The organism is Lichenicola cladoniae (assembly GCF_013201075.1).
GTDB classification, from domain to species: Bacteria; Pseudomonadota; Alphaproteobacteria; order Acetobacterales; family Acetobacteraceae; genus Lichenicola; species Lichenicola cladoniae.
The window spans coordinates 1,990,427-2,015,825 of sequence record NZ_CP053708.1 but is presented as its reverse complement, the minus strand read 5'-3'; the positions used below and the strand labels follow the sequence as shown (position 1 = coordinate 2,015,825).

The window sequence follows — 25,399 nt, the reverse complement described above, 5'->3', positions numbered from 1 at the left end:
CGGATGATCGAGACCCCGCGCCCCTGCGTGTCGGGAGCGGCCGGCCTCAGGGTTCGGCCCGGGCGGAACGGTATTCGCGACGCACGATGTCCATCAATTCGATGACCGAGGTCGAGGCTGCGTCGTTCTCGTAGGTGATCGTGCCCCGCTGCATCAGCATGATGCGGTCGGCGATCTCGAGCGTCTGCGCGTAATTGTGCATGATCATGACGATCGACAGGTTGCCCTTGGATTTCAGCCGCAGGATCAGGTCGATGATGAGGCCGGCCTCGCGCGCGCCCATGGCCGCCAGCGGCTCGTCGAGCAGCAGGATCCGCGCGTTGGAGTTGACCGCGCGCGCGACGGCGATCGCCTGGCGCTGGCCGCCCGACAGACGCTCCACGGCCAGGTCGACCGATGGTACGTTGACCCCGATTTCATCGAGCAGCTCGGCGGTGCGCCGCCGCATTGCACGGTTGTTGAGCAACTTGATCGGCCCGGGATAGACGATCTCCCGGTTCAGGAACATGTTGTGGTAGATCGATAGTCCGTTGGCGAGAGCCAGATCCTGGTAGACGCACTCGATGCCGAGCGAGCGGGCATGGTCCACCGAGCGGAGCGCCACCTCCTGCCCGTGCACGAACAAGGCTCCCTCGGTCTGGGACTGGTATCCGGTGAGGATCTTCATCAGGGTCGATTTCCCGGCGCCATTGTCGCCGAGAATGCCCAGTATTTCGCCTTGTTGCAGATGCAGCGAGACGCCGCGCAGGGCGGTCACCGCGCCGAAGCGCTTCACGATGTTCTCGGCGCGCAAGGTCTGCACGGATCCGGCGGGCTCGATCTCGATGCCACTCATCAGACTGCTCCACTGCGCCGAAGACGGGCCACCTGGATGTTGAACACCATTGCCAGGAGGATTGCCGCGCCGAGGATGATGTTGAAGGTGAACGCGTTGATCCCGATTAGGGTAAAACCGTCATTGAGCACGCCCAGCACGGTCGCGCCGATCAGCCCGCCGATAATGGTACCGGAACCTCCCGCAAGCGAGGTTCCGCCGATCACCCCGGCGGCGACGGCCAGGAACATGATGCCGCTGCCGCCCGCCTGCGGGTCGATCGAGGAAATACGGAAATCCTCGAGGATGCCGACGAAGCCCGACAGCACGGCGCTGATGATGAAATTGCCGATCTTCAGCCGGGTGACGTTGATCCCGGCCTCGCTCGCACCAACCGGGTTGCCGCCGGACGCCACGGTATGCAGTCCCCAGCGGGTGTTGCGCAGCAGCAGGTGCATGATCGCACCGATCAGCAGCGCCCAGAGAATTTCGCTGTAGCCCCAATGTCCGAAGATCGCCGCCAGCGTCGGGCTGTTCGGGGTATCGACCGGTGTTCCCGCCGACAGGGTGAGCGTCAGGCCGTTGAGCAGGAACATCGTGCCGAGGGTGGCGACGAAACTGGGCACCCGGAGCAGCAGCGTCAGGGCGCCATTGACCATGCCGACAACGGCACTTGCCGACAGGCCGAGCAGGATGCCGATGAACGGCGGCAGCCCGGCGACCACGGCGAAGTGCATGATGAACGGTGCGAAGGCGAAGATCATGCCGGCGGACAGGTCGATCTCGCCGCCGATCATCAGCATGATTTCGCCAAGCGAGATGATCGCGGCGGGTGCTATGAACTGCGTCAGGTTCTGCAGGCTTGCCTGGGAGAGCAGGAAGTCCCTGTTGGCAGTCTCGAAGTAGGCGATGAGCAGGATGGCGACGATGAAGATGCTGGCCTCTCGCCAGCGCAGGATCGCATCCAGCACCGATGCGCGGGAGCGCACCGGGCGGGCTGAGGCTGGCTTGATGCCGTTCTCGGCGCTCATCCCCCCTATCCTGCGATGAGCCCGCTATGCGGCACGATCTGCGCCTGACTGGACTTGCCTTCGTAGCGCGTCGACGTGGTCAAGTATGGGTCGACATTTTCCTTGGTGACGAACTTCAGGCCTGTGTTGACGTCGGCCGGACCGACGAGACCGCCCGAGGCCAGGAAGGTGAACATCTCCACCACCGTATAGAATCCCTGGATGTACGGCTGCTGGTCGATGGTAAAATCCATCGCGCCCTTCTTGATGAGCTCCAGCGTGCGGGGAAGCAGGTCGAAGCCGCCGCCATGCACGCCCTTGGAGGCGAGATCATACTGGTCCATCGTCTCGGCGATGCCCTCGGTGGTACCGCCATCGACGGCGAACATTCCCTTCACGTGCTGGTGGCCGAGGTAATATGACTTAACCTTGGAGATCTCCTCGTTGACGGTGGCGCCGGTTGCCACGACATCGATCGTGATTGCCTTGCCGGACTTCTTGATCACGTCGGACGCGCCATCCAGCCGTGGCTGGATGTTGAGCTGGCCGGGCGTGGCGATGAACAGCGCAACCGGGCCGCTATCGATCATGCTGACGATGCGCTCGCCCATCTTGACGCCGGCCTGATAAAGATCCTGCCCGATATACGCCAACCGCTTGTTGCCGCTGCCGGTCGGCGCGTCGGCGTTATAGGAGAACACCGGGATCCCGGCCTCCAGCGCGCGCTGTACGGGATCGTTGAACGCGTGCGGATCGATGATGGACACCGCGATGGCGCTGGCTTTGGCGGCGATCGCCGAATTCATCGAGCTGACCATCTGGCCGACATCGGAGGTCACCGAACCGGTCCATTGCGTGCCGCAGCCGAGCAGCGCGGCGGCATCCTGCATGCCGTACTGCGTGGGCGTGAAGAATGGGTTGGTGGTTACATGGTTGACGAACACGAAGCGCCACTTCGGATGGGCGGGAAATGGGCCGTCGGGCGCGGCCATGGCATTTCGCATGCCACCGAGCATCGCAAGCGTCCCTCCAAGGGCGGCGCCTTGCAGAAGGCCGCGACGACCTGGATGCAGGATAAGGGTGTCGTTCGGTGAATCCGTGGCGGCCAAATCGGTTTGCGAGACATCATCCGGTCCGGACATGACTTCCTCCAATGGTCGAGATCGTCAGCGACAAGTTTCAGTTATCGCAGCGCCTCGTTGCCACCGAAGTCAGGCATCCGCGTCTCTCCGGAGTCAAGACTGATAAAATAAATTGGTGGTAACGCCGTCCTCGCCCGAAATGATCGACCACGTCGTATTGGCCGCCCGATCGATCGCCCAAGTAACGTTCCGGCGCCTCCGGCCGGACTATGCGGCAGGCAGCCGGAGGTCGATGGCCAGCAGGGTGTCGGTCGCGGCGATGAACAGGCGGCTCATGTCCGGGCCGCCGAAGGTGCAGTTGGAGCATACCGAGCCGGTCGGGATATAGCCGAGCGCCGTGCGGTCGGCGGCAATGACGTGGATGCCGTCGGCGGCACTGGTCCAGACCCAGCCACGCCTGTCGACGGTGAACCCGTCCGGGTAGCCGTGGTCGGTGTGATAGAAGAAGCGCCGGTTCGACAAAGTGCCGTCCCCGGCGACGTCGAATGCCAGGATCTCGTGGGTGGTGCCGCTCAGGTCGCCGGGCACTTCGGCAAGCGAGATGGCGGTGTCGGAGACGTAGAGGGTGCGGCCGTCGGGCGAGAATGCCAGGCCGTTCGGTTCCTCGAAATCGGCCATGCGACGCAGGTCGCCGGTGCGCGGGTCGAAACGATAGACGCTGCGATGATCGAGTTCAGGCTCGGCGAGGCTGCCCTGGTTCGGCATCAGCAGGCCGAAGGTCGGGTCGGTGAACCAGATCGTGCCGTCGGCGGCGACGGTGACGTCGTTCGGCGAGTTGAGGCGCCGGCCCTGGTAATGGGTGACGATCGGCTCGACCTCGCCGTTGTCGTTGGAGCGGCTGATGCAGCGGCGGCCATGCTCGCAATGCACCAGGCGGCCTTCGACATCGAGCGCGTTGCCGTTCATGAAATAGGTGTCGTCGAGGGCGGCGGTGACCTGACCGTCCGGATGCAGTTCCAGCAGGCGCCGGTTGGGGACGTCGGACCAGAACAGCCGGTTGGCGGCCGGGACCCAGACCGGTCCCTCGGCATGCAGGCTGCCCTCGTAAAGCACCAGCAGCGGCGCGTCCGGAGACAGCACTTCGGCCAGGCGCGGATCGTCGATCTGGACGCCGCGAAATGCCGGAGCGGTTTGCGGCGGGCCCGGTCTGCGCAACAGCTTGCCCGGGAGGAGCGATGGGTCGTCGATCATGATGTGTATCCGCCTGGGTGACCGGTCAGGTGATGTGGCAAGGCTGGTGGCGCGGGTCGACATGCAGCTGGACCGTCATCAGCACGGCGGGCTCGTGGCCGATGGTGCCGGAGCGGTGGCCCTTCTTGCCGTCGGTCTCGGTGCAGCCCTGGTCCTCGCCGAACGAGAACTCGCCAGGGCCCTGCTCGATCCGGGTGCCGTCCATGCTCTCGATCCACCAGCGGCCGGACAGCACGACGATCCATTGCGGCGCGGGGTTTTCGTGCCAGTCGCCGACCCAGCCGACCGGCTGCACGGTGAACACCACGGTCGAGGAGGCTGTCTGCAGCTTGTTGTTCCATTGCGGGTCTGCGGCGCCGACGCCCTTGAGCTGGTAATCGGTAAGCGCGCACTGGGCCTGGTGGCTGATGCCGGTATCGTCGGTCCAGAGATGCCAATACGGGACGCTGGGCTTCGGGCCGCTCTTGTCGTCGGGCCGGGGTTGACTGCCGGTGATCATTTCGATCGGGTTGCGCATGATGTCTTCCCCGTGCTGACGATGATGATGAGCAACCACCTTGCAGCACAAAGGTTCGCCGGGAGATGGTCGCCCTCGATCCGCGCCTGCGGTCCTGCCTGGCGTTTGCGCGGCAGAAACTGGACGAGGTGGCGCTGCTGTCGGCTCGGAGCCTGCGAGGGAGACGAGGCGATCTACGGCGCACTGGCGCGGAACCAGGCGGCGATCAGGGTCCGCCGTGATTCCCGCCAGGTCCATTACGCAGCGGTGGCGGCGCGTCTCGGCGCGATCGGCGACGTCGACAGCCGGCGCCGGACGCCGTTCGGCGAGCGACGGGTGGCGCAGCAGGCACGGCTGCCGCTCGCCCGCTTTCCCACCACGACGATCGGCTCGTTTCCGCAGACCCGGGAGGTTCGGGCGGCACGCGCCGCACACGCAAGCGGAACGCTGGACCAGGCAGGCTACGACGCGCTGATTGCCGGATGGATCGACGACGCGATCCGGCGGCAGGAGGAAATCGGGCTCGACGTGTTCGTGCATGGCGAGTTCGAACGCAATGACATGGTGAAGTATTTCCCCGAACGGCTCGCCGGCTACGCCTTCACCCGACATGGCGTACGGCAGCCGCTGCGTGTCGCCGCCGGTCATCTGGGGCGACGTCTCGCGACCGGCCCCGATGACCGTGCGCTGGACCACGCACGCGCAGTCGCGGACATCACGCCCGATGAAGGGGATGCTGACCGGGCCGGTCACGATGATGCAATGGTCGTTCGTGCGCGACGATCTGCCGCGGGAGACCGTGTGCCGCCAGATCGCGCTGGCACTGCGCGACGAGGTGGCCGATCTGGAGCAGAGCGGGATCGCCATCATCCAGGTGGACGAACCGGCGTTTCGCGAGGGTCTTCCGCTGCGACGCCATGCCCAGCAACGGTATCTCGAATGGGCGGTCGGCTGTTTCCGGCTGGCGACTTCGGCGGTGGCCGACGCGACGCGCATCCATACCCACATGTGCTACAGCGAGTTCAACGACATCATGCCGTCGATCGCCGCGATGGATGCCGACGCGATCAGCATCGAGACGACCCGCAGCCGGATGGGACTGCTGGATGCGTTCGCGGTCGATGGCGCGGGGTATCCGGCGGAAATCGGGCCGGGCATCTGGGACATTCACTCGCCCCGTGTTCCCAATGCCGACGAGATGCTGGGATTGTTGCGACTGGCCCGGCAGCGCCTGGATGATTGGCAGATCTGGGTCAATCCGGACTGCGGGCTGAAGACGCGGTCATGGGCGGAGGTCGAACCTGCGTTGCGAAACCTTGTTGAGGCAGTGGCACGACTTCGCCTCGAAGCCTGAGCCGAGGGTGGTCCACGCCGGCGGCTCGTCCGTCGGCGTGGGTCTTCGGATGGGAGCGGGCGTGGCGGATATTGGATCGGCCCGATAGACCGAAGACGCGCCGGTCTCCGGGATTTCAATCGGGCCAAGCAACTGGATCGAAATCTGTCGAGATCGACGGGTTTCAGGGTTTGGATTGCAGAATTGCTCGCCGCATCACAGGAAGGTCAGACGCGTCGGAAGGTGTTGTAACGGAGACGCGGGCAGTCCAGGAGTTCAGGACGGGCCATGCAGGCCCCTGCCCTGGAGTAACGCCGTGTTGCGTCGTCAACTGCTTTGTCATGCCGCCACCCTCGCCGTCCTGCCGGTCCTCATCCTGGGTTCGACTCCGATCCGACCGGCGCTCGCCGCCGGCGACGGGTCGACCATCACGATGCACGCGGACGGCCAGGGCACGTCGGACACCGGCCCGCGCTTCATGCCGCAGCAGAAGATTTCCGACGGCTCGGTGACCGTGCGCGGCCAGAAGATCGACTACCAGGCAGTGGCTGGCACCCTGGTCGTGCATCCCAAGGGCTGGGACGATGCCGACGCTTTCGATCGCGGCAAGGACGAGAAGAAGGACGACAAGAACCCGACCGCCGAAGCGTCGATGTTCTATGTCGCGTATTTCAAGAAAGGCGTGCGTCCGGAGAACCGGCCGATCACCTTCGTCTATAATGGCGGCCCCGGCTCGGCGACGGTCTGGCTGCACATGGGCGCGTTCGGGCCAAAGCGGGTCGTGACCGCGGACGATACCCATACCGATGCGGCGCCCTACCAGGTGGTCAACAACGACGATAGCCTGCTCGATGCATCCGACCTCGTGTTCATCGATGCGCCCGGCACCGGCTTTGGCCGCATTGCCGGCAAGGACAAGGAGAAGGCGTTCTACGGCACCGACCCGGACGCCTACGCCTTCACCAGCTTCATCGCGCAGTTCCTCGGCCGCTTCGGTCGCTTCAACTCGCCCAAATACCTGTTCGGCGAGAGCTATGGCACCACCCGCTCGGCGATCCTGGCGCATGAGCTGCAGGAAGAGAAAAGCATCGACCTGAACGGGGTCATGCTCCTGTCGCAGATCCTCAACTATGACAACAGCATCGACTCGCCGCAATTCAACCCGAGTTTCGACCAACCCTACATGCTCGCGCTGCCAAGTTTCGCCGCGACCGCATTCTATCACCACAAGCTGGATACCCAGCCGCCGGATCTGCGCAAGTTCCTCGACGAGGTCGAGCATTTCGCCCTGACCGACTACAACAGCGCCCTGCAGCAAGGCACGGCCCTGCCCGACGCTGAACGCGACCGGATCGCGCAGAAGCTGCATGACTATACCGGGTTGCCGGTCGATTATATCAAGAAGGCCAACCTGCGGGTGAATGGCGGCGAGTTCGAGCAGACGCTGCTGGGCAAGGACGAGATGGATACCGGCCGCCTCGACAGCCGCTTCTCGGGACCGGCGATGGACCCGCTCGCCCAGCGGCCCGACTACGACCCGCAAGGTGCGGCGATGTCGGCGGCCTATATCGCCGCGTTCAACGACTACTCCCGCAAGGTGCTGCATTACGGCGACGGCGGCCCGGGCGATGACGGCTGGATGGACTACAAGCAGAGCGCCAACAATATCCGCGACTGGTCCTTCACCCATCAACCGCCGGGTGCGATGCGCCCGGTGCGCGGCGTGCCGAACGTGCTGCCCGACCTGGCGGCGGCGATGAAATACAATCCGAAGCTGAAGGTGCAGCTCAACCAGGGCTATTTCGATCTGGGCACGCCGTATTTCGAGGGCGTGTACGAGATGCGCCATCTGCCGATCCCGAAGAGCCTGGCGGGGAACGTCGAGATCAACCAGTACCAGTCTGGACACATGGTGTACGCGCACGAGGACGCACTGAAGCAGCTGCACGACAATGCTGCCGACTTCATCCGCCGCACCGACAACCAGCCGGCACAGCCGGTGGCGCGGAAGTAGGGTCAGGGAGCCCGGTTCATGAGCATCGCGGCGCGGCTCCAGGGCAGGCTCGAGCTGTCACCGGAACAGGCGGCTCATGCGGCCGGGCTTCCCGCCGGCCTGGTGCGGGGACTTCTCGAAGACGAACTGCCACTGCCACGCGGCCGGCGCCTGTCCAGACTGGCGGACGTGCTGGAGACGTCGGTCGCCTACCTGATCGGCCTTGATCCGGACGCGCCGGTTCCCGATGGTGCAGCCGCCATGGACAACAATCCGGTAGAACGCGCTATGCGTCCCGTGGCACTGGCAGAAAGAACTGGTTGTTCGCTGGATCGGATGGGGGCGGAGAGCGGGCGGCGGCGATCTATAGCCTGATCGGTATAGCCAGGTTGAACGGTCTCGATCCATGAGCCTACCTGCCACACGTCATCAGCCGCATCGCAGACCACCCCGTCAACCGCATCGACGAACTTCTGCCATGGACTATTAGCGGCCGTGGCGCAGGTGGCCCTGCTTGATATTCAGTCGCGGACAAAGTGTCCATTTACTAAAAACGCGACTACGTGTCGGATAGCGTTTTGGTTCCGCATCATGGCAAAATGGGTTGCCGGAATCGTTATATGATCTGCCATTCCCGGAACCATTGTATGCTCAACCGATACACGCCCGTCATTAGGACCTGGAATGAGGAGCCATCCCAAAGGATCGACAAATCTGTTGCCAGCTACAATTCCAAGAGGATAATCAACCTTTCCTAGCAGTTGCTCGAGCGACGACGATGGCGATGTCGTCAACTCGGCGCCCATAGGTCCAAAGATTTTTCGATAGAATTGATTGTTTACGAGTAGATCGGCAATCTCACTGCCACCATTCGGAGGTGCCAGCATGACGACACGTCCTAAGCGGATTGGGCGGTATCGTTCAATGTAAGCTCGTGCCAGAAGGCCGCCCATAGAATATGTAACAAAATGCGTAACACCTGTACCCTTTCGCTCTATCCAAGCGGATTGTAGACGCACCTTTTCGACCAAATCGACAAGGCACATCGTGCACGATGGATAGGCAAGGTTCAGCGTATCATAACCTGCCGCGATTATCGCTCGTTCAAGTCGTCGCATTGACCGTGCTCCGGATGCGATACCGTGCAGCAGAAGAACTCGATCATCAGACGCGTTTGCCATAACCCATCATGCGCGACCAAGGTCTATCGTTAAAGCCCGGATGGTCATGCCTCGACATGACCGGAGGCTTACTGCCTGGCGACGGCGCGGGCGAAAGGTGGGGGTCAGCCGCAGGTTGAGGGCGAGGACTGGCAGCAGTTGGACCGCGGCCTGAAAGGCTAACGCTGTAAGCGCCTGTCTCTGATCGATGTCGGAACGACCGCCCTCGACGACCTCGAAGCGAACAGAGACGCACTTGGCCCGTCGACTGCGAAGGCTGCCTGGATCTGTAATGGTTCAAGCTCCAGCCGGGATCTGCGCCTCCGGCCGCCTGACGAAGTCGACAAAGGCCTGCAGTGCCGGAGGCATGTAAGGACGGCTGGGGTAATAAAGGTGGAACCCGGAGAACGGCTGACACCAATCCTCCAGCACGCGCACCAACACGCCGCGCCTGATGTGCTCCGTCACCATGCATTCCGGCAGAAAAGCGAGCCCGACGCCAGCCAACGCGGCCGTGAGAAGGAGGTCGGTGTCGTTGGCGGTGACGACGCTGTCCACGGCAACGTCCACATGCCCGTCCGGACCATCGAAGGACCAGCGGAACAGGGCGCCCGTCCCATGCCAGCGGTAGGTGATGCAAGCATGGTTTCGGATGTGCTCCGGCAAGGAAGGCAGCTGCCGGCTTGCAAAGTAGGCCGGTGAGCCGACGACGGCCATCCGCAGGTCGGGTGTCAGTGGGACTGCGACCATATCGCGCTGAACGAGTGCTCCAGACCGGATTCCGGCATCGAACCCCGCCCCCACGACGTCAGTCATGCCGTCGTCGAGCACGAGGTCGAGCCGGATGTCGGGATATGCCTGAGAGAACCCGGCCAGGATGGGGGCGATCACCACTCGCGCCGCGACGTGTGGCAGGTTCAAGCGGACCAACCCCCTCGGCCGTACCTGATGCGCCGCAGCTTCACGGACGGCACCGTCCATCTCCGCCATGGCCCCGTGCATGCGCTTAAGCAGGACATCGCCCGCTTCAGTCGGTGCGACGCTGCGCGTAGTACGGTTGAGAAGCCGCGTGCCGAGCCGCTCCTCCAGGCTCCGGATCGTGCGGCTCAGCGTCGATGGCGACAATCCAAGCTGCTGTGAAGCGCGCCGGAAGCTGCGCTCCCTCGCGACCTGCACGAATGCCGCCAGCTCCGCGAACTCGCCTCCCCGCATTGTTGCTCTCCAGCGCAATAACCTATGCCGATCATACCGTATTCCCGGCACAGCGGCAGGCAGCAGATACTTGGCCGGTAAGCCGGGCAGCCGCGCGGCTAGGAGCGTGCGCTTATGGAAGACACGATGAGGCGGTGGGAGATGGGTGCGATCGGCAGGGATCAGCTAACACTGCGGCGTGTCCCGATCCCGCAACCGGGGCAGCACGAGTTGTTGGTGAAGGTGAAGGCCGTTGCGCTGAACCATCGGGACAAGATGGTGGTCGAGACCGGTCGGGGCCTGCCGATCGCGTTCCCGTTCACGCCCGGCTCGGACCTTGCGGGCCGGGTGGTGGGGCTTGGCAGGGAGGCGTCACGCTTCGCGGTGGGTGACAATGTGATCTCCACAATCACACCCGATTGGATCGAAGGGGCACGACCCGGCACCGCTCGCACCCCATCTTACCGGACGCTCGGCGGACACTATCCCGGAGTGTTGGCGGAGTACGTTGTGTTTCCCCAGGATTGGTTCGTCTACGCCCCCACGACGTTGCAGTCGGCGGACGCCAGCACCTTGCCCTGTGCTGCCCTGACGGCATGGTTCGCCCTGATCGAGCGCGGCAGGTTACAGCCTGGGCAAACGGTGCTGATCGAGGGTACGGGGGGCGTCGGCCTGTTTGGGTTGCAGATTGCGATGGCGCACGGAGCCACGGTGATCGTGTCGGCAGGTTCGGACAAGCTCGACCGCGTCAGGGCGCTGGGCGCGCACCACGCCATTGATCGACGCCTGGAGAAGTGGGGGAATATTGTGCTCGACATCACGGATGGCCGAGGTGTCGACCACGTGCTTGAGATCGTTGGCGGCACCCACCTCGGCCAGGCGGCGGAGGTCGTGGCTGTGGGTGGGCGCATCTCCTTGATCGGTGCGCTCGGAGGCTTCGAGGTGAGCGCTCCCGTGGCTCCTTTGCTGTTCAAGGATGTGGTCATCCAAGGCATCGGTACGGGTCATCGCCGCGCCCTGGAAGACCTCGTCCGAATGGTGGACCGGACCGGCCTGAAACCTGTGATCGACACACGCTACTCGATAGACGACCTGCCCGAAGCGCTCGACCATTTGAGCCGCGGCCCTTTCGGCAAGATAGTCATCGGCGTGTCGTGATGGTGACGGCGTGGGGCGTGTTGATGAATGCTTCCGCCCTGGATGCAACATTCCGGTATCGATCAGAGACAGGCGCCAACAGGTAGAGGCCATCATGCGCGGGACAGATGCACTTGAGCGCCGGCCGGATCAGGCGAGCAGTTCGCGCACCATCGGGATGACGCGGGTGCCGTAGAGCTCGATGCTGCGCATGATCGTCTCGTGCGGCATCGGGCCGGCGCTGTATTTGAGGTCGAAGCGCGAGAGGCCGAGGACCTTGGCGGTGGCGGCGATCTTGCGGGCCACGGTCTCGGGCGAACCGACATACAGCGAGCCGTGGTCGGCCTCCTGGTCGAACTCGGCGCGTCCCATCGGCGGCCAGCCGCGCTCGGCGCCGATCAGGTCGCGCATGGTCTTGTAGTCGGGCCAGAGCTGGGCGCGCGCCTGCTCGTCGGTATCAGCGACATGGCCTGGCGAATGGACCCCGATCGGCTGCACCGGCCTGCCCAGTTGCGCGAACGCTCGCCGATACAGGTCCACATGGCGGCCGAACCGACGCGGCTCGCCGCCGATGATCGCCAGCATCAGCGGCATGTCGTAGCGGGCTGCCCGGACCACCGATTCGGGGCTGCCGCCGACCCCGATCCAGGTGGTGAGGGGCCTGGTCTCGGTCTGTGGGAACACGCTCTGGGCGACCAGGGGCGGTCGGCTGGCACCCTTCCAGTTCACCGGGTTCTGCCGGACCAGGGCTGCGAACAGGTCGAGCTTTTCCTCGAACAGGGCCTCGTAATCGGACAGCGCATGGCCGAACAGCGGGAAGGATTCGGTGAACGAGCCGCGCCCGAGGATGACCTCGGCCCGGCCGTTCGATGCCGCGTCCAGGGTGGTGAAGCGCTGGAACACCCGGATCGGGTCGTCCGAGCTCAGCACCGTCACCGCCGAGCCCAGCCGGATGCGCCCGGTCAGGGCGGCGATGGCGGCCAGCACGATCTCCGGGGCCGAGACCGCGAAATCGGCGCGGTGATGCTCGCCGATGCCGATGAAGTCGATCCCGACCCGATCGGCCAGCACCCCCTCGGCGATGACGTTCCTGATGACCTGCGCATGCGGCAGAAGCCGCCCGTCCGGGCCGGCGGTGACGTCGCCGAAGGTGTCGAGCCCCATCTCAAGGTGCTGTGGCATCCGGTACCCGTTCCCGCTGTTGCGCGGTTCGACGCATAGAGGGCGCCGATTGCCGACGCAAACCAGACCGGCACGAGGGATGCGCTCGAATGGTTCGACGTGGCGGCCATTGTCCCGTAGAGTGCCCGGTCCGAAGTCGGCAGCGATTCACCCCGCCGCTGCCCTCAAACTGCCAGCTTGCCGTAACGGGAAGCAGTGCCTCTTGACCCGAAGGTTCTTCTTCCTGGATGCCGACACCTTTCTCCCCGGACGATCTCAGCCGGTTCTTTGACGCGAGCGTATTGCGGCGCGGACGCTCCCTGATCCTGCTCGGATCGGTGACCGCCACGCTCGAGGACGGCTCCATCTCCGTCGCCGTGGATCACCTCGAGGCGCGCCATACCGCCACGGTCGCGCCGTCGCCGCGCGGCGACAAGGTGGTGTTCCCCAGCCGGTGCAGCTGCGGCCAGTCGGCCTGCCTGCACATCGCGGCTGGTGCCCTTGCGGCACTCGATCGCTATCCGGCGCTGCGCAAGCCGGAGCGCAAGCTACCGCCGGGCGCAGATGCCGATCCGGTCGGCGAGGAGCGCCATCGCCTGCTGTTCGAGCTCTCGCCGAGCGAGCCGCCGCACGCCTGCTATGTCGAGACCCTGATGGTGGGGGAGCGGACCGGCGTGGCCGTCGCGACCACCCCGGCCCGCATCCTGGCCGACCGGTCCAGCACCGAGAGCAGCCGGATCATGGCGCGGCTGCTGGGCAGCGGCGAGACCAGCCGCAACCCGGTGGCGCCGGCATCGGTGACCCCGGTGCTCGGCCTGTTGTCGCGCCTCGGCCGCGCACGCTGGCAGGCGACGCAGAAGACGCTGGTCCGCGGCGAGGAGCGCGCGTTCCAGGCCGACGTCGCCCCGGAGATGCCCGAGCACTCGGCGATCATCCTGGGTGACGCCGGCCCGTGGTACGTCGATGCGGAAACCGGCGCGCTTGGCCGGGTGCGGCTGCGCCAGGCCCCGGTCGTACCCCGGGCGGCCCCGGTGCTACCGTCGCCGGCGCGTCCGATCGTCAGGCCATACGGCACCGGCCCGCGTCCGCCGGACCGGTCCCGCTTCACGCCGAGCCGGCCCGCCACCTCGCGTGGCGGCCAGTCCGGACGGAAGGTCACCACCACCATCGACCCGGTCATCCGAGAACATCCGCCGGCGCCGGTCCTGCGGCTGCGCCGGACCGAGTGCCCGGACGAGTCCGGTCACCTGAAGATGGTCGACGCCCTGACCGTCGAATTCGATTATGACGGCATCCTGGTCGCCAGCCACGACGACCGGCAGTTCCTGCGGGTGCATCGCCCGGGAGACCTGCCGGGGCATCCGAGCTTCGTTCGCCGCAACACGGCCGCCGAGGCCGGGGCGCTCGACGTGCTGCGGCAGCACGGCCTCACCCAGATGCGCGTCGCCGACCCGACCAACGTCAAGGGCCAGATGGTGTTCGTCTATCGCACCGGCGATGCCACCGACCGGTGGCAGACCTTCGTGCTCGACCAGGTGCCGGCACTCGAGGCGGAAGGCTGGCAGAACAAGATCGAGCGGGTGTTCCTGCCGAGGGCGGTCGCGGCGCTGGGCGATTACGATGTGCGGGTGACCGATGCCGAGGCCGGCAAGTTCTCGCTGGATTTCGGCGTCGAAGTGGACGGCACCCGTATCCCGTTGCTGCCGATCCTGTCCCGCCTGCTCGAGCGCGGCGGCATCGAGGCGGCGAAGATCGTCGATGACGAAGTGATCACCAGTCTCGATGACGGGCGCATCCTGAAGCTGCCGGCCGAACGCATCCGTCGTTTGCTGGCGGTGATGTCGGACCTGATCGAGTCTGCGTCGCGCCTGGGCGAGGACCGGCTGCTGCTGTCCGACGGCGAGGCCGAGACGGTGCTCGGTCTCGAGGATCTGCTCACCACGCGCTGGGAAAATGCCACCGCGATCGAGGCGTATGCCGAGCATTTCCGGCACGACATGACGCTGCCGACGGTGGCGGTCCCGGCCAGCTTCACCGCCACGCTGCGTCCGTACCAGCAGCAGGGCGTCAACTGGCTGCAGCACCTGCGCTCGGTCGGGCTGAACGGCTTCCTCGCCGACGACATGGGTCTCGGCAAGACCGCGCAGACCATCGCCCATATCGTCATCGAGGAGGCCGAGGGCAGGCTCGACCAGCCGGTGCTGATCGTGGTGCCGACCAGCCTGGTGGCCAACTGGACCGCCGAGCTGGCGAAGTTCGCGCCGCATCTCGGCGTCGTGGTGCTGCATGGGGTGAACCGTCACGAGCGGCGCGCCGACCTGACCGGCATCCATGTGGTCGTCACCACCTATACGGTGCTGACCCGCGACATCGAGGCGATGAAGCAGCTGCCCTGGCACCTGGCCGTGCTCGACGAGGCGCAGGTCATCAAGAGCCCGGATGCGATGTCCACCAAGGCGGTCTGCCAGCTGACCACACGGCATCGGCTGTGCCTGTCGGGCACGCCGATCGAGAACAACCTGCAGGAATTGTGGTCGGAGTTCGCGTTCCTGATGCCGGGGCTGCTGGGCGATCGGAAGGGGTTTGCCAAGCGCTTCCGCCGCCCAATCGAAAAGGACAACGACCCGCAGCGGCGCGCGCAGCTTATCCGCCGCATCAAGCCGTTCCTGATGCGCCGCACCAAGGCCGAGGTGGCGACCGACCTGCCGCCGAAGCACACCATCCTGCGTCGCATCGATCTCGCAGCCGACCAGCGCGAGCTGTACGACACCATCCGCGGCACGCTGTACGACAAGGTGCGCAAGCAGGTGGCCGAACTCACCACGTCGCAGAGCCGGATCGTCATGCTCGATGCGTTGCTGAAGCTGCGCCAGGTCTGTTGCGATCCGAGGCTGGTGAAGCTTCCGTCGGCGCGGCTGATCGAGAGTTCCAGCAAGCTCGACGAACTGCTGGAAATGATCACCGAGATGATCCCCGAGGGACGCCGCATCCTGCTATTCTCGCAGTTCACCACCATGCTCGATCTCATCAAGCCGCGCCTGGTCGAAGCCGGTATCGAATTCGCAGAGCTGCGTGGCGATACGCGCGATCGTGCGGAGCCGGTACGCACGTTCGAGAGCGGCGCGGTCTCGCTGTTCCTGATCAGCCTCAAGGCAGGCGGCCGCGGGCTGAACCTGACCTCGGCGGATACGGTCATCCATTATGATCCGTGGTGGAATCCCGCGGCGGAGGATCAGGCTTCGGACCGGGCGCATCGGATCGGCCAGACCAAGCCGGTTTTCGTGTACAAGCTCATCGCGGCGGACACGGTCGAGGACCGGATCGTCGAACTGCAGCGCCGGAAAGCCAACCTCGCCAACATCGCGCTGAGCGAGGACGAGGAGTTCAGCGGCGTCGATGTCGACGATGTGGAGTTCCTGTTCGGCAGTTCCATGCAACCGGAGCCGGTTGCAGCCGAGATGTCGGAGACGGCGTGATTATTGCAGTGCCGAATCTATCCCTGCTCATCGAAGGCGGCGCCCCGTGAAGATCATCCTGGCCGGAACCCCGATGATCGGGCATCTCAACCCGCTGCTTTCCATCGGCAGGATCCTGGTGGCCGGCGGCCATGAGGTCGTCGGGCATACCGCAAGCGCGCACCGGCATCGTTTCCAGGCGGCCGGTGCGTCGTTCCAGCCGTTCGACGACGTCATCGACCAGGATCTCAGCGATCTCGACCAGGTCTATCCCGAGCTGAAATCCCTGGCCTCCGGGCCGGAAAAGCTGATGTTCCTGTTCAAGCGCGTGTTCATCGGGCGGCTGGTTGCCCAGGATGCGTCGCTCAGGGCACTCCTGGGTCGCTTCCCGGCCGACCTGGTCCTGACCGACAATCTGTTCCTGGGGACGTTCCCGCTTCTCCTGGGTCCGCGCGACCAGCGCCCGGCGATCGCGCATTTCGGCGTGACGCCGCTGTTCACCACCCGCGACGACGGTGCACCGCACGGTCCAGGGCTGCCACCGGCGAGCGACGATGCCACGATCGCCGACTACCGGATGATGCGGGACATGATCGATCCGGTGTTCTTCGGACCGATGCAGCAGGAGATCGATCGGGTCCTGGCATCGATCGGTATCGGCCCGCTGGCGACCAAGCTGAACGATGCCAGCGTCATCCTCCCGGACCTGTTCTTCCAGCCGACCGTCGATGCCTTCGAATATCCCAGGCGATCGCCGCCTGCATCGCTGCACTTCATCGGCGCGCTGCCGCTGCCCGCCATCGAGACCCCGCTGCCCGACTGGGCCGGCGATGTCTCGCGCGCCACGACGGTCGTTCTGGTCACGCAAGGGACTTTGGCGAATCACGATCTCGGCGAGGTGGTGGCGCCGACCCTGGCGGCGCTGAAGGACCGGCCGGACATCCTGGTGGTGGTCGCGACCGGCGGCCGGTCGATCGAGACAATTCCGGGGGAAATTCCGGATAATGCGCGGGTGGCGGAATTCCTGCCTTACGACTGGCTGATGCCGCAGGTCGATCTCGTGGTCACCAATGGCGGCTATGGCACGGTCAATTTCGCGTTGAGCCAGGGCGTGCCCCTGGTGGTGGCCGGCACCAACGAGGACAAGGCGGAGGTCGGCGCGCGGGTGTCGTGGAGCGGAGTCGGGATCGGCCTGCAGACAGACACGCCCCGGCCGGTCGCGCTGCGGAAGGCGATCGAGCGGGTGTTGGGCGAGGACCGGTATCGCGAGGCGGCCGAACTCATGGCGCAGCGCTTCCTGGATGTCGACAGCGAGAACACGGTGCTCCGGCTGTTCGAGGCGGCGATCGCGAACCATGTCTCCCCCCACCCCGATCCTCGACCGATCGTGCTGGAGATGAGCTGACGATGGGGTGGCTGAATGCCGCAGCACGGGGCGGAAACGGGAGTACACGATGAGCAGCCTCTACCGAGAAGCGATCGACGAACTGCAGGACGTGTTCTCGAGGATCGACGACGGCGCGGTCGATCGCGCGGTGACCATGATCGCCGAGGCACGCAAGATCGTGGTGTTCGGATGTGGGCGCGAGGGGCTGCAGATACGCGGGCTTGCGATGCGCCTGTTCCATATGGGGCTTGCGGTCTCGGTGGTCGGCGACATGACGACGCCGCCGGTCGGGGGTGGCGACCTGTTCGTGGTCACCGCCGGACCGGGCGAGCTGTCCACGGCATCGGCACTGCTCGAGATCGCCAGGCGCGCCGGCGCCAGGATCCTGTTCATCACCGCGCAACCGGAAGGCCGGAGTGCGGCGTACGCCGATCAGGTCCTGGTCCTGCCGGCACAGACGATGGCGGACGACCAGGGCGAGGCGAAGTCGTCCACATTGCCGATGGGCTCGCTCTACGAAGGCGGCCTGTTCATCCTGTTCGAGGTGATGGTGCTGAAGCTCTGCGAGCGGCTGAAGATCGGTCCCGACGACATGCGGCACCGCCACACGAACCTCGAATAGCCTGCGCGGCCGGCCGACCGATGCTGGTTGTCCTGGCGATCGTCCTGGCGCTGGTCCTGCTCGCGGTGACGGCACAGGACGCGTTCGAGGTCATGTTGCTGCCGCGGCGGGTGTACCGGCGCGTCAGGCTGGCGCGGCTGTATTTCCGGTCGGCCTGGTCGGCGTGGATCTGGGTGGCGGACCGATGGTTCGCGGGCGACCGCAAGATACGCTTCCTCGGCGTGTTCGGCCCGCTCTCGCTGGTGATCCTGTTCTCGCTCTGGGCGGCGTTGTTCATCATCGGCTTCGGCCTGCTGCAATGGGCGCTGCAGGGTCATTCCCGGCCCCCATCGGCGCTGAGCGAACAGGTCTATATGAGCGGGGTGACGTTCTTCACGGTGGGCTATGGGGATATCGCACCCCACACCGCGCTGAACCGCATACTGGCCGTTGTCGAAGCAGGCCTCGGGCTCGGCTTCATCGCCGTCGTGATCGGCTACCTGCCGGTACTCTACCAGTTGTTCGCGCGGCGCGAGGCGCATGTCATCCAGCTCGATGCCCGCGCCGGCTCGCCGCCCACCGCGACCACCATGATCGTTCTTCATGCGGAGCCCGGCGGTCTCGCGAAACTCGACGAGATGCTGCGGGAATGGGAAACCTGGGGCGCGGAACTGCTCGAGAGCCATCTCTCCTATCCGATGCTGGTCTATTACCGCTCGCAACATGACAACCAGTCCTGGCTCGCGGCGATGGCGGCGGTGATGGATACCAGCGCCCTGGTCCTGGTCGGGATGGAGGACATGCAGCCGCTCCAGGCGCGGATGACCTTCACCATGACGCGCCAGGTGATCGTCGAGATGTCCCGGGCCCTCGGGATCGGCCCGTCGCCTTTCGAGGGAAACGACCGGCTGTCGCACGAGACCTACCTGGCGATGGAAGAGGCTTTCGGGAATGCCGGAGTGAACTGGACCGGAAGCGCTGATGCGGAGGACGTGCTCCATGCGCTTCGGTCCACCTACGAGCCGCTGCTCGACGGGTTGAGCAGGCGCCTGTCGCTGCAACTGCCGCCATGGCTCCCGCCCGATGGTGCGGCGGGCCACTGGCATGGCGGGCACCGTGGCCTGATCGCCAAGCGGCTGGTCGAACAACTCTCGGGCCCCGGTCGCCAGGGCGTCACGCCCGAACCGTCGTCCGGGCGGTTCGCTTCGCGCCTTCGCCGGCGGCTGCAGCGGAAGTAGACCGCGCCCGTCGATCGGCAGGACGCGAAAGCGGATGCCGACGCGACGCGCCGGGTCTGGTCGGCGCGGGTTGAAGAACCTATCATGAACGCATGGTCGAGCAGATCGTCATCACCGAGAAGTCCAGCCAGGCCAAGGACATCCGCGATGCGGTCGGCAGTCGCTACGGGACCATCCTGCCGGCCGAGGGCCATCTGTTCGATCTGCTCGAGCCGGAGGAAGTCGAACCAAGCTGGAAGCGCTGGACGCCGGTGCTGCTGCGTCCCGAGGGTCTGTATGGCACCCGTCCGGCCACCGGCGGCAACAAGGCGTCAAAGCTCAAGGCGATCCGCGAGGCGCTGGTTTCGGCGAAGCGGGTGTGGCTCGCGACCGACTGCGACCGCGAGGGCCAGCTGATCGGCCAGGAAATCCTCGAGCACTACAAATATCGCGGCGAGGTCCGGCGGGTGATGTTCACCGCCCAGGATGCCGTCACCATCCGCGACGCCTTCACCAATGCGCGGCCGAACGGCGAGCACGCGGCGCTCTACCAGGCGGCCGTCGCACGGCGGCAGGCGGACCAGATCTACAATCTCTCGCTGACCCGCACTGCGACCGTCACCCTCGCCCGTGGCGCCCGCACGGTGATCGGCGTGGGCCGGGTCAAGACGCCGACGCTCGCTATCGTCTGCCGGCGGGAGCTGGAAATCCGCGAGTTCGTGGTCCAGCCGTATTTCGAGATCGTGGCGACGGCCACGGTGGCGACGGGGCAGTTCCGGATGCGGTTCGCGCCCAAGGAGCGGATACCGGATCGCGCCACGGCCGAGGCGATCGCGGTGCTGGCGGACGGCGCCGACGGCCCGCTCTCGGTCAAGGTCGAGGACAAGCGGCAGGCACCACCCCGGCTGCACGACCTGCCGTCGCTGCAGAAACTCTGCGCCTCGCGGTTCGGCTGGTCGGCGGCGCGCACGCTGGAGGTGGCGCAGGAGCTCTACGACGGCTCGGGCAAGAAGATCATCACCTACCCTCGTGCCGAAACCCGCTATTTGCCCGAAAGCCTGATCCCGCAGGTGCCGCGCATCGTCGAGGCGCTCAGGGTCGGCCAAAGCTTCGCGGCGATCCCGGTGCTCGATCCACCGCTGGTCCGGCGCGGCATGAGCGGCACCTTCAGCGACAAGGGGCTGGCGGGCGCGAGCCATCATGCGGTCATCCCCAACCACAATACCGTCGATAATTTGCGCGCGGTCTGGCCCCGGCTCAGCGCGGACGAGCGGCGGTTGTTCGACGTGATCGCGCGGTCCTACCTCGCGGCGATGATGCCGGATTTCCGCTACCGGCAGACGACGGCGCTGCTGGATGTGCAGGGCTACGTGTTTCGGGCCGCGGGTCGCCAGCCGATCGAGATGGGTTGGCGGGCGGCGTTTCCCGAGTGGCAGCCGGCGGAGGAAAAAGGCGACGAGGCGCAGCTGTTGCCGGCGCTCCGGTCGGGCGAAACCGCGTTGCTGTCCGAACCGAAGGTCGAGGACAAGGAAACCCGCCCGCCACCGCGCTACAACGAGGGCACGCTGATCGACGCGATGCAGAATGCCTGGCGCTTCGTGCCGGACGAGGCGTTGCGCGAGCGGCTGAAGGAGGCGAAGGGCATCGGCACGCCGGCGACCCGCGCCGAGATCATTCGCGGCCTCAAGACGCAGGAGTTCCTGGTCATCGACGGCAAGAACATCGTGCCGACCGATCGTGGGCTGGCCCTGTTCGACGTGCTGCAGAAGGCCGATCCGGCGCTGGTCGATCCGGGTGTGACCGCCCAGCTCGAACGGCTGCTGGATGACGTGCTGGTCGGCCGCACCGAGATGATGAGCGCGATCGACGCCGTGTGCGCGCAGGCCTCCCGCATCATCGGCCGCCTGACCGAGCACGCTTCCAGCGGTGCGGCGCCGCTGGTGATCGCGGCGGCAGGACCGCCCGGGAAGCCGGGAGCGGCGGGACGATCCGGGCCGCCCACGCCGGCGATGAAAGCCTATGTCGAGAGTCTGGCGAAGCAGAAGACCATCAAGCCGCCGCGCGGATATGCAAGTTCCGGCGCCGTCTGCCGCGCCTTCCTGGACAAGCATGCGGCATCGAAACAGGTGTCGGCCCAGGCGCCGGAGAGTTCCAAGCCAGTGACGCCACGCAGGCGCGCGGCTCCGGCGAAAGCGCGGGCAGCCGCCACCCCGGGTGCGAAGAAACGGACCGGTGGGAAGGCGCGAGCCGCCAAGGCGCCGGTTGCATCCGGACCGGCTGCGGGGGGAACCGAGATCCGGCTCAACATTCCATACGGGAACAAGGATGCCGCCCAGAAGCTGGGCGCGCGATACCGCGACGGCGCCTGGTATGTATTGGCCGGCCTCGATCTTTCCGGCTTTCGCGACAAGGGTTGGCTGTGACCGCGCAGTGCGGGCAGCGGTTACGACACAGAGGCTTTGCACTATGACGGATCACGTGGAAACGCTCCGGGCAGCCGCCCTGGGCGATGCCAGGGCACGAGCCTTTGCCGCACTCGAGCCCGATCGGAAAATACGCAACCCCGATACCCTGGCTCGGGAGTTTCTTGATCCGGGTGAACGGCCCGATCCGGATGAGCCCGAGCAGGTCGGGAAGTTCCGGACGAACCTGGAAGCCGTGCTGCCCGGAGCGTATTATTTGCAGAATGCCCGGACATTCCATCTCGACGCCTGCTTGCGCCGGGCGATAGATGGTGGCTTCAGGCTGGTGGTCTTGCTCGGAGCAGGCTTCGATACGAGAGCACACCGTCTTGCCGGTGCGGAACACGATGTCCGGTTCTTCGAGGTCGATTTCGGGGAGATCCAGCGTGAGAAGAAGGCGGCGCTTGAGCACCTGCCGGGTTCCGGCGCGAGAAACATCCATTATGTTGCGAGCGATTTCGAGGCGGACGCGCTTGCGGACATCGCCGATGCGCCCGGCTACGATTCTTCGGAACCGACGTTCTTCATCTGGGAAGGTCGCTCGGTCGATATGACCGAAGACGATGTGGACGCCGTGCTGGACTTCGTCAGCCAGCATAGCGTGCCGGACAGTGGCATCGTCTTCGACTACGTGCCGCGATCGATGATCGACGGCTCGGTCGCCTATTACGGCGGCGAGGAGTTCCGCGCGTTCATGGACCAGTCTGGGCGGCCGTTATCGTTCGGAATCGAGGACCGGAATCTGCGACGCTTTCTTGCGCAACGGAACTTCGAGCTCACGGCACTCGTGACGAACCATGAGCTGGAGACGCGATATCTGATGGATAGCGATGGCGTGCCGCACGGGCATGTTCCCGGTTATGCCCGCATTGCCGAGGCGACGATCATACGACGGCGTGGAACCTGACGGCTGGCGCTCGATCGGATGATGCCCTAGCCGGGAGACATCGCGCGAAGGATTGCCGGGGTGGCGCTCTTCACCTGGAAGTAGCCGCGCGTGGCATGTGGCCAGGTCAGCTCGTCCCACTGTCGACGCACCCGCAGGCAACCGGGTGGCAAGGCATCGGCCGATGGACCCACCGGCGCCCACGCCGCGACGACCGGCAGGCCATCCTCCCAACCGGGCACAGCGATGGCGGCGGCGCATCCGAACCACTGCCCGGCGCGATCCAACGCGTCGGCCATCGCTTCCCGGTCGGCCTGCCGGACCTGTTCCGAAGCATTGGGCGCATGCGCGACCAGTCCGCCGACACGGGTGACCCGGCAGCCCAGCTTCAGGGTCTCCGGGTTCAGGTCATCGAGATGCAGGAGCAGTGCGACGTCACCCGTCGGCACCGGGTCCGCGGACGGCAGCGGAACCAGGCTGGGAGGGTCGATCTCCTGCAACGGCTCCGGGCTCTCGTTCAGGCCGGTCGGGGAAAAACGGCCGTCGGTGAAGCGGCGGATGTTTTCCGCCCGCGCGGCATAGGCCTTCCCCTGTGTATGCAGCCCGGCGACCCAGCGCCACGACAGGGTGTTGCTGGCCGGATCTCCATCAAGCAGGTTCTGCAGGAAGAAATCCGCGCCGAGCACCCAGGGCAGGCGGAGGGTGAACACCCAGATCGAGGCGAACCACATCCGTGCGTGGTTGTGCAGCCAGCCATGCTCGACCAGTTCGCGCGCCCAGTCGTCGAAGCCGTCGATGCCGGTACGCCCGGACACGGCGTCCTGGTAGGCGCGTCGCAGACCGGAGTTCGCTGCCAGGCGCTCCCGCTCCGCCGCAACGTCGTCGAGGTAGCTTGTCCAGGCTGCAGGATGGGCCTCGAGGTTTCCCTTGAAGTAGGAGCGCCAGAACACCTCGTCGATGAACTTCTGCGCAGCCTTGGGACCATGCTCGGCCAGCGCGGCCCCGACGACCTCCTGCTCCAGCAGCAGCCGGCGGCGCAGGTAGGGCGAGAGTTCGCTTGTGGTCGCTCTTCCCAGGGGCCCTGCGTCGGTATTCCGGTTGGCGGCGTAGACGGGGCCGAAGCGCGGGACGGCTTCGGTCAGACGGTCGAGTGCAGCGCCGCGGGTCAGGACGATAGGACGGTTCATCACTCCTATATGGAGCCCTGCCCGCGAGCTACCATGCAGCCGGCTGATCACCGATGTTCACGACAACGTCGGCCACGACTGGATCCGATGGTTCAGCCGAAGCGTCCTGCGAGCCGCCGCGCGAGCCATCAACCAGACAGATCGCCGGTGACGTCTTCCACGCGTTCAACAGGGCCGCGTCCTGCAAGATCCGCCCGTCCTGGCCAACACCGGAGTCCAGTTCACAACAACCGGACACGCCGGCTCGGCAGCCGCAGAGACTCCATTGCCCTCGACGAGCCGCGTGAACGTGGCCGTCCGAGACGTGGATGATCCGGGGACCACCCGCCGCCAGCCTCTGCGCATCCGGGCCAACCCTGGGACGGACTTGTCCGCCACCCACTCAATCGACCGCCTGGGGTGCCGCTCGTGGCTCTACTGCCCCACCCTGTATCCGCGCTCGCGCCGACATGAACGGGCCGACAGGCTGCCGCTCGGGGGCGAAAAGTTGCAGGCCCACAGGTTCCGGCATCGCGACGTAAAGCGCCTCGATGCCACCTCGCGCGTGGTAGGTCTCATGCCAGAATCCTGCGTCTGCCGACAGTTCGCGGACGCTTCGCCACCAACCGGCATGCGGTTCGCTGCGTGTAAACCGCTCTAGCGTGTCGAGATCACGCCAATACTGGCGGAAGCCGAAGTGAAGCAGGCTGAACTTCATGCCTTCATGGGCGAGCAGGCCGTCCGGTCGGTCGCGCATGATCTTCGCCATCCCCGGACCGATCCGGCGCATTGCACGCAGGCCGCGCCACCCTCGCAACCGGAAACCGAGCATGATCATCACCAGATCGGGATACTGCGAGAGGTCCACCGACCTCCGGATCGTTGTTGCTTGCATAACCCGGCTTCCCATTGTTTACAGTGTAAACGTATCAGAGCTGGGTATACACTGTAAACATGGTCGATGAAATCTTATCGGATCTTCACGGACGCCTGATCGCTGCTGCCCTGACCAGGCTCGAGCGGGGCGACGAGATCGGGTTGCGTGCGATCGCGCGTGATGCGGGGGTTTCGGCGATGGCGCCCTACCGCCATTTCCGCGACAAGGCCGCGTTGCTCGCAGCGGTGGCCATGCACGGCTTCGACGACCTACGGACGGTGCTGCTGGCGGCAGATGATCAGGCGGACGCGTGTCTCGCGCTCGTGGCGCAGGGGGAAGCCTACCTGGCCTTCGCCCGGAGCCACCCCGCGCTGTTCAGGCTGATGTTCTCCGATCACGACGGCGGCCCTCCACCGGTCGAAGACAATGCCTATGGCGTGATGGTCCGGAGGGTGCGGCAACTTGCTCCGGCAGATCTCGAGACGGCGACGCTTGCCTGCTGGGCGGCTGTCCACGGCATGGCCACCCTAGCGCTCGATGGCAGCCTCCCCCCCAATGGCTCGCCCCGTGAACGCGATGCCCTCACGCTGGTCATCATGGGGCTTGTCGGGAATTCCCACGCACCCTGATCACGATGGTTCTTCTGTCGGTGGACGGTCCCGCGGGAAATTCGGAGGGCCGCCCGAGATCGGGATCATCGGAGGCCCCGTCTCTATCGTC

The 25,399-nt window shown here is 65.6% G+C and carries 19 protein-coding genes and 2 pseudogenes; 11 read left to right on the top strand and 10 right to left on the bottom strand.

Features of this window, described 5'->3' with window-relative positions:
* Positions 1 to 46: 46 nt before the first annotated feature.
* The 5 genes from HN018_RS09300 to HN018_RS09280 all read right to left on the bottom strand — a co-directional run bounded on the left by HN018_RS09300 (position 47) and on the right by HN018_RS09280 (position 4,674).
* Positions 47 to 835: an ATP-binding cassette domain-containing protein gene (locus HN018_RS09300; protein WP_171834105.1), complete on the bottom strand. Its 789-nt coding sequence runs from the start codon at positions 833 to 835 to the stop codon at positions 47 to 49.
* Positions 835 to 1,845 carry an ABC transporter permease gene (locus HN018_RS09295; RefSeq protein ID WP_171834106.1) on the bottom strand — a complete coding sequence of 337 codons (1,011 nt, stop codon included), beginning with the start codon at positions 1,843 to 1,845 and terminating at the stop codon, positions 835 to 837. The genes HN018_RS09300 and HN018_RS09295 overlap by 1 nt, the downstream gene beginning before the upstream one ends.
* Before the next feature lie 5 nt (positions 1,846 to 1,850).
* Positions 1,851 to 2,966 (bottom strand): sugar ABC transporter substrate-binding protein, encoded by a 1,116-nt coding sequence (locus tag HN018_RS09290; protein ID WP_171834107.1) that lies wholly within the window; start codon positions 2,964 to 2,966, stop codon positions 1,851 to 1,853.
* 207 nt (positions 2,967 to 3,173) lie between these two features.
* Entirely contained in the window at positions 3,174 to 4,157 is a 984-nt protein-coding gene (locus tag HN018_RS09285) for an SMP-30/gluconolactonase/LRE family protein (protein ID WP_171834108.1), read from the bottom strand.
* 25 nt (positions 4,158 to 4,182) lie between these two features.
* On the bottom strand, positions 4,183 to 4,674 hold the full coding sequence (locus HN018_RS09280; protein WP_239479169.1) for a cupin domain-containing protein: 492 nt from the start codon (positions 4,672 to 4,674) through the stop codon (positions 4,183 to 4,185).
* A gap of 74 nt (positions 4,675 to 4,748) precedes the next feature.
* On the opposite strand from HN018_RS09280, the pseudogene metE reads away from it, so the two are divergent.
* The 3 genes and pseudogenes from metE to HN018_RS09265 all read left to right on the top strand — a co-directional run.
* Positions 4,749 to 6,007, top strand: a pseudogene (gene metE / locus HN018_RS09275) (5-methyltetrahydropteroyltriglutamate--homocysteine S-methyltransferase); the annotation flags it as partial.
* Positions 6,008 to 6,419: 412 nt separating this feature from the next.
* The gene (locus tag HN018_RS09270) at positions 6,420 to 8,000 is read left to right on the top strand and encodes a S10 family peptidase (RefSeq protein WP_171834160.1); all 1,581 of its coding nucleotides are present in this window, start codon (positions 6,420 to 6,422) and stop codon (positions 7,998 to 8,000) included.
* Between the two features lie 225 nt (positions 8,001 to 8,225).
* Positions 8,226 to 8,497: pseudogene (locus HN018_RS09265) on the top strand (transposase domain-containing protein); the annotation flags it as partial.
* Between the two features lie 3 nt (positions 8,498 to 8,500).
* Here the strand turns inward: HN018_RS09265 and HN018_RS28635 are convergent.
* Together HN018_RS28635 and HN018_RS09255 are read right to left on the bottom strand one after the other, a co-directional pair.
* A complete protein-coding gene (locus HN018_RS28635) occupies positions 8,501 to 8,866 on the bottom strand; it encodes a hypothetical protein (RefSeq protein WP_239479167.1) in 366 nt (121 codons plus the stop codon).
* A gap of 570 nt (positions 8,867 to 9,436) precedes the next feature.
* On the bottom strand, positions 9,437 to 10,351 hold the full coding sequence (locus HN018_RS09255; protein ID WP_171834110.1) for a LysR family transcriptional regulator: 915 nt from the start codon (positions 10,349 to 10,351) through the stop codon (positions 9,437 to 9,439).
* Positions 10,352 to 10,492: 141 nt separating this feature from the next.
* On the opposite strand from HN018_RS09255, the gene HN018_RS09250 reads away from it, so the two are divergent.
* Positions 10,493 to 11,488 carry a zinc-dependent alcohol dehydrogenase family protein gene (locus HN018_RS09250; protein WP_239479166.1) on the top strand — a complete coding sequence of 332 codons (996 nt, stop codon included), beginning with the start codon at positions 10,493 to 10,495 and terminating at the stop codon, positions 11,486 to 11,488.
* A 129-nt stretch (positions 11,489 to 11,617) separates the two neighbouring features.
* On the opposite strand, the gene HN018_RS09245 is transcribed toward HN018_RS09250, so the two are convergent.
* A complete protein-coding gene (locus HN018_RS09245; protein ID WP_171834112.1) occupies positions 11,618 to 12,649 on the bottom strand; it encodes an LLM class flavin-dependent oxidoreductase in 1,032 nt (343 codons plus the stop codon).
* 227 nt (positions 12,650 to 12,876) lie between these two features.
* On the opposite strand from HN018_RS09245, the gene HN018_RS09240 reads away from it, so the two are divergent.
* The 6 genes from HN018_RS09240 to HN018_RS09215 all read left to right on the top strand — a co-directional run bounded on the left by HN018_RS09240 (position 12,877) and on the right by HN018_RS09215 (position 22,657).
* Positions 12,877 to 16,104 (top strand): DEAD/DEAH box helicase, encoded by a 3,228-nt coding sequence (locus HN018_RS09240; RefSeq protein ID WP_171834113.1) that lies wholly within the window; start codon positions 12,877 to 12,879, stop codon positions 16,102 to 16,104.
* 46 nt (positions 16,105 to 16,150) lie between these two features.
* On the top strand, positions 16,151 to 17,488 hold the full coding sequence (locus HN018_RS09235; protein WP_171834114.1) for a nucleotide disphospho-sugar-binding domain-containing protein: 1,338 nt from the start codon (positions 16,151 to 16,153) through the stop codon (positions 17,486 to 17,488).
* A 49-nt stretch (positions 17,489 to 17,537) separates the two neighbouring features.
* Positions 17,538 to 18,092, top strand: coding sequence for an SIS domain-containing protein (locus HN018_RS09230; RefSeq protein WP_171834115.1), 555 nt, complete (start codon positions 17,538 to 17,540; stop codon positions 18,090 to 18,092).
* Positions 18,093 to 18,112: 20 nt separating this feature from the next.
* On the top strand, positions 18,113 to 19,309 hold the full coding sequence (locus tag HN018_RS09225; protein WP_171834116.1) for a potassium channel family protein: 1,197 nt from the start codon (positions 18,113 to 18,115) through the stop codon (positions 19,307 to 19,309).
* 92 nt (positions 19,310 to 19,401) lie between these two features.
* Positions 19,402 to 21,711 (top strand): DNA topoisomerase, encoded by a 2,310-nt coding sequence (locus HN018_RS09220; RefSeq protein WP_171834117.1) that lies wholly within the window; start codon positions 19,402 to 19,404, stop codon positions 21,709 to 21,711.
* Between the two features lie 43 nt (positions 21,712 to 21,754).
* Complete coding sequence (locus HN018_RS09215) at positions 21,755 to 22,657, top strand: class I SAM-dependent methyltransferase (protein ID WP_171834118.1); 903 nt, start codon at positions 21,755 to 21,757, stop codon at positions 22,655 to 22,657.
* Between the two features lie 26 nt (positions 22,658 to 22,683).
* Here the strand turns inward: HN018_RS09215 and HN018_RS09210 are convergent, their stop codons facing one another.
* Together HN018_RS09210 and HN018_RS09205 are read right to left on the bottom strand one after the other, a co-directional pair.
* Positions 22,684 to 23,823, bottom strand: coding sequence for an FAD-binding domain-containing protein (locus HN018_RS09210; RefSeq protein ID WP_171834119.1), 1,140 nt, complete (start codon positions 23,821 to 23,823; stop codon positions 22,684 to 22,686).
* Between the two features lie 382 nt (positions 23,824 to 24,205).
* Positions 24,206 to 24,670 (bottom strand): monooxygenase family protein, encoded by a 465-nt coding sequence (locus tag HN018_RS09205; RefSeq protein ID WP_239479164.1) that lies wholly within the window; start codon positions 24,668 to 24,670, stop codon positions 24,206 to 24,208.
* A gap of 86 nt (positions 24,671 to 24,756) precedes the next feature.
* Between HN018_RS09205 and HN018_RS09200 the strand changes: the two genes are divergently transcribed.
* Positions 24,757 to 25,308, top strand: a complete 552-nt coding sequence (locus HN018_RS09200) for a TetR/AcrR family transcriptional regulator (protein ID WP_171834121.1) — start codon at positions 24,757 to 24,759, stop codon at positions 25,306 to 25,308.
* Positions 25,309 to 25,399: the final 91 nt, after the last annotated feature.

Coding starts and splice junctions, on each gene's coding strand:
- HN018_RS09290 (WP_171834107.1), bottom strand. CDS start 2,966: ATGTCCGGACCGGATGATGTCTCGCAAACCGATTTGGCCGCCACGGAT.
- HN018_RS09200 (WP_171834121.1), top strand. CDS start 24,757: ATGGTCGATGAAATCTTATCGGATCTTCACGGACGCCTGATCGCTGCT.
- HN018_RS09230 (WP_171834115.1), top strand. CDS start 17,538: ATGAGCAGCCTCTACCGAGAAGCGATCGACGAACTGCAGGACGTGTTC.
- HN018_RS09295 (WP_171834106.1), bottom strand. CDS start 1,845: ATGAGCGCCGAGAACGGCATCAAGCCAGCCTCAGCCCGCCCGGTGCGC.
- HN018_RS09285 (WP_171834108.1), bottom strand. CDS start 4,157: ATGATCGACGACCCATCGCTCCTCCCGGGCAAGCTGTTGCGCAGACCG.
- HN018_RS09255 (WP_171834110.1), bottom strand. CDS start 10,351: ATGCGGGGAGGCGAGTTCGCGGAGCTGGCGGCATTCGTGCAGGTCGCG.
- HN018_RS09240 (WP_171834113.1), top strand. CDS start 12,877: ATGCCGACACCTTTCTCCCCGGACGATCTCAGCCGGTTCTTTGACGCG.
- HN018_RS09220 (WP_171834117.1), top strand. CDS start 19,402: ATGGTCGAGCAGATCGTCATCACCGAGAAGTCCAGCCAGGCCAAGGAC.
- HN018_RS09270 (WP_171834160.1), top strand. CDS start 6,420: ATGCACGCGGACGGCCAGGGCACGTCGGACACCGGCCCGCGCTTCATG.
- HN018_RS09250 (WP_239479166.1), top strand. CDS start 10,493: ATGGGTGCGATCGGCAGGGATCAGCTAACACTGCGGCGTGTCCCGATC.
- HN018_RS28635 (WP_239479167.1), bottom strand. CDS start 8,866: ATGCTGGCACCTCCGAATGGTGGCAGTGAGATTGCCGATCTACTCGTA.
- HN018_RS09245 (WP_171834112.1), bottom strand. CDS start 12,649: ATGCCACAGCACCTTGAGATGGGGCTCGACACCTTCGGCGACGTCACC.
- HN018_RS09210 (WP_171834119.1), bottom strand. CDS start 23,823: ATGAACCGTCCTATCGTCCTGACCCGCGGCGCTGCACTCGACCGTCTG.
- HN018_RS09215 (WP_171834118.1), top strand. CDS start 21,755: ATGACGGATCACGTGGAAACGCTCCGGGCAGCCGCCCTGGGCGATGCC.
- HN018_RS09300 (WP_171834105.1), bottom strand. CDS start 835: ATGAGTGGCATCGAGATCGAGCCCGCCGGATCCGTGCAGACCTTGCGC.
- HN018_RS09280 (WP_239479169.1), bottom strand. CDS start 4,674: ATGCGCAACCCGATCGAAATGATCACCGGCAGTCAACCCCGGCCCGAC.
- HN018_RS09225 (WP_171834116.1), top strand. CDS start 18,113: ATGCTGGTTGTCCTGGCGATCGTCCTGGCGCTGGTCCTGCTCGCGGTG.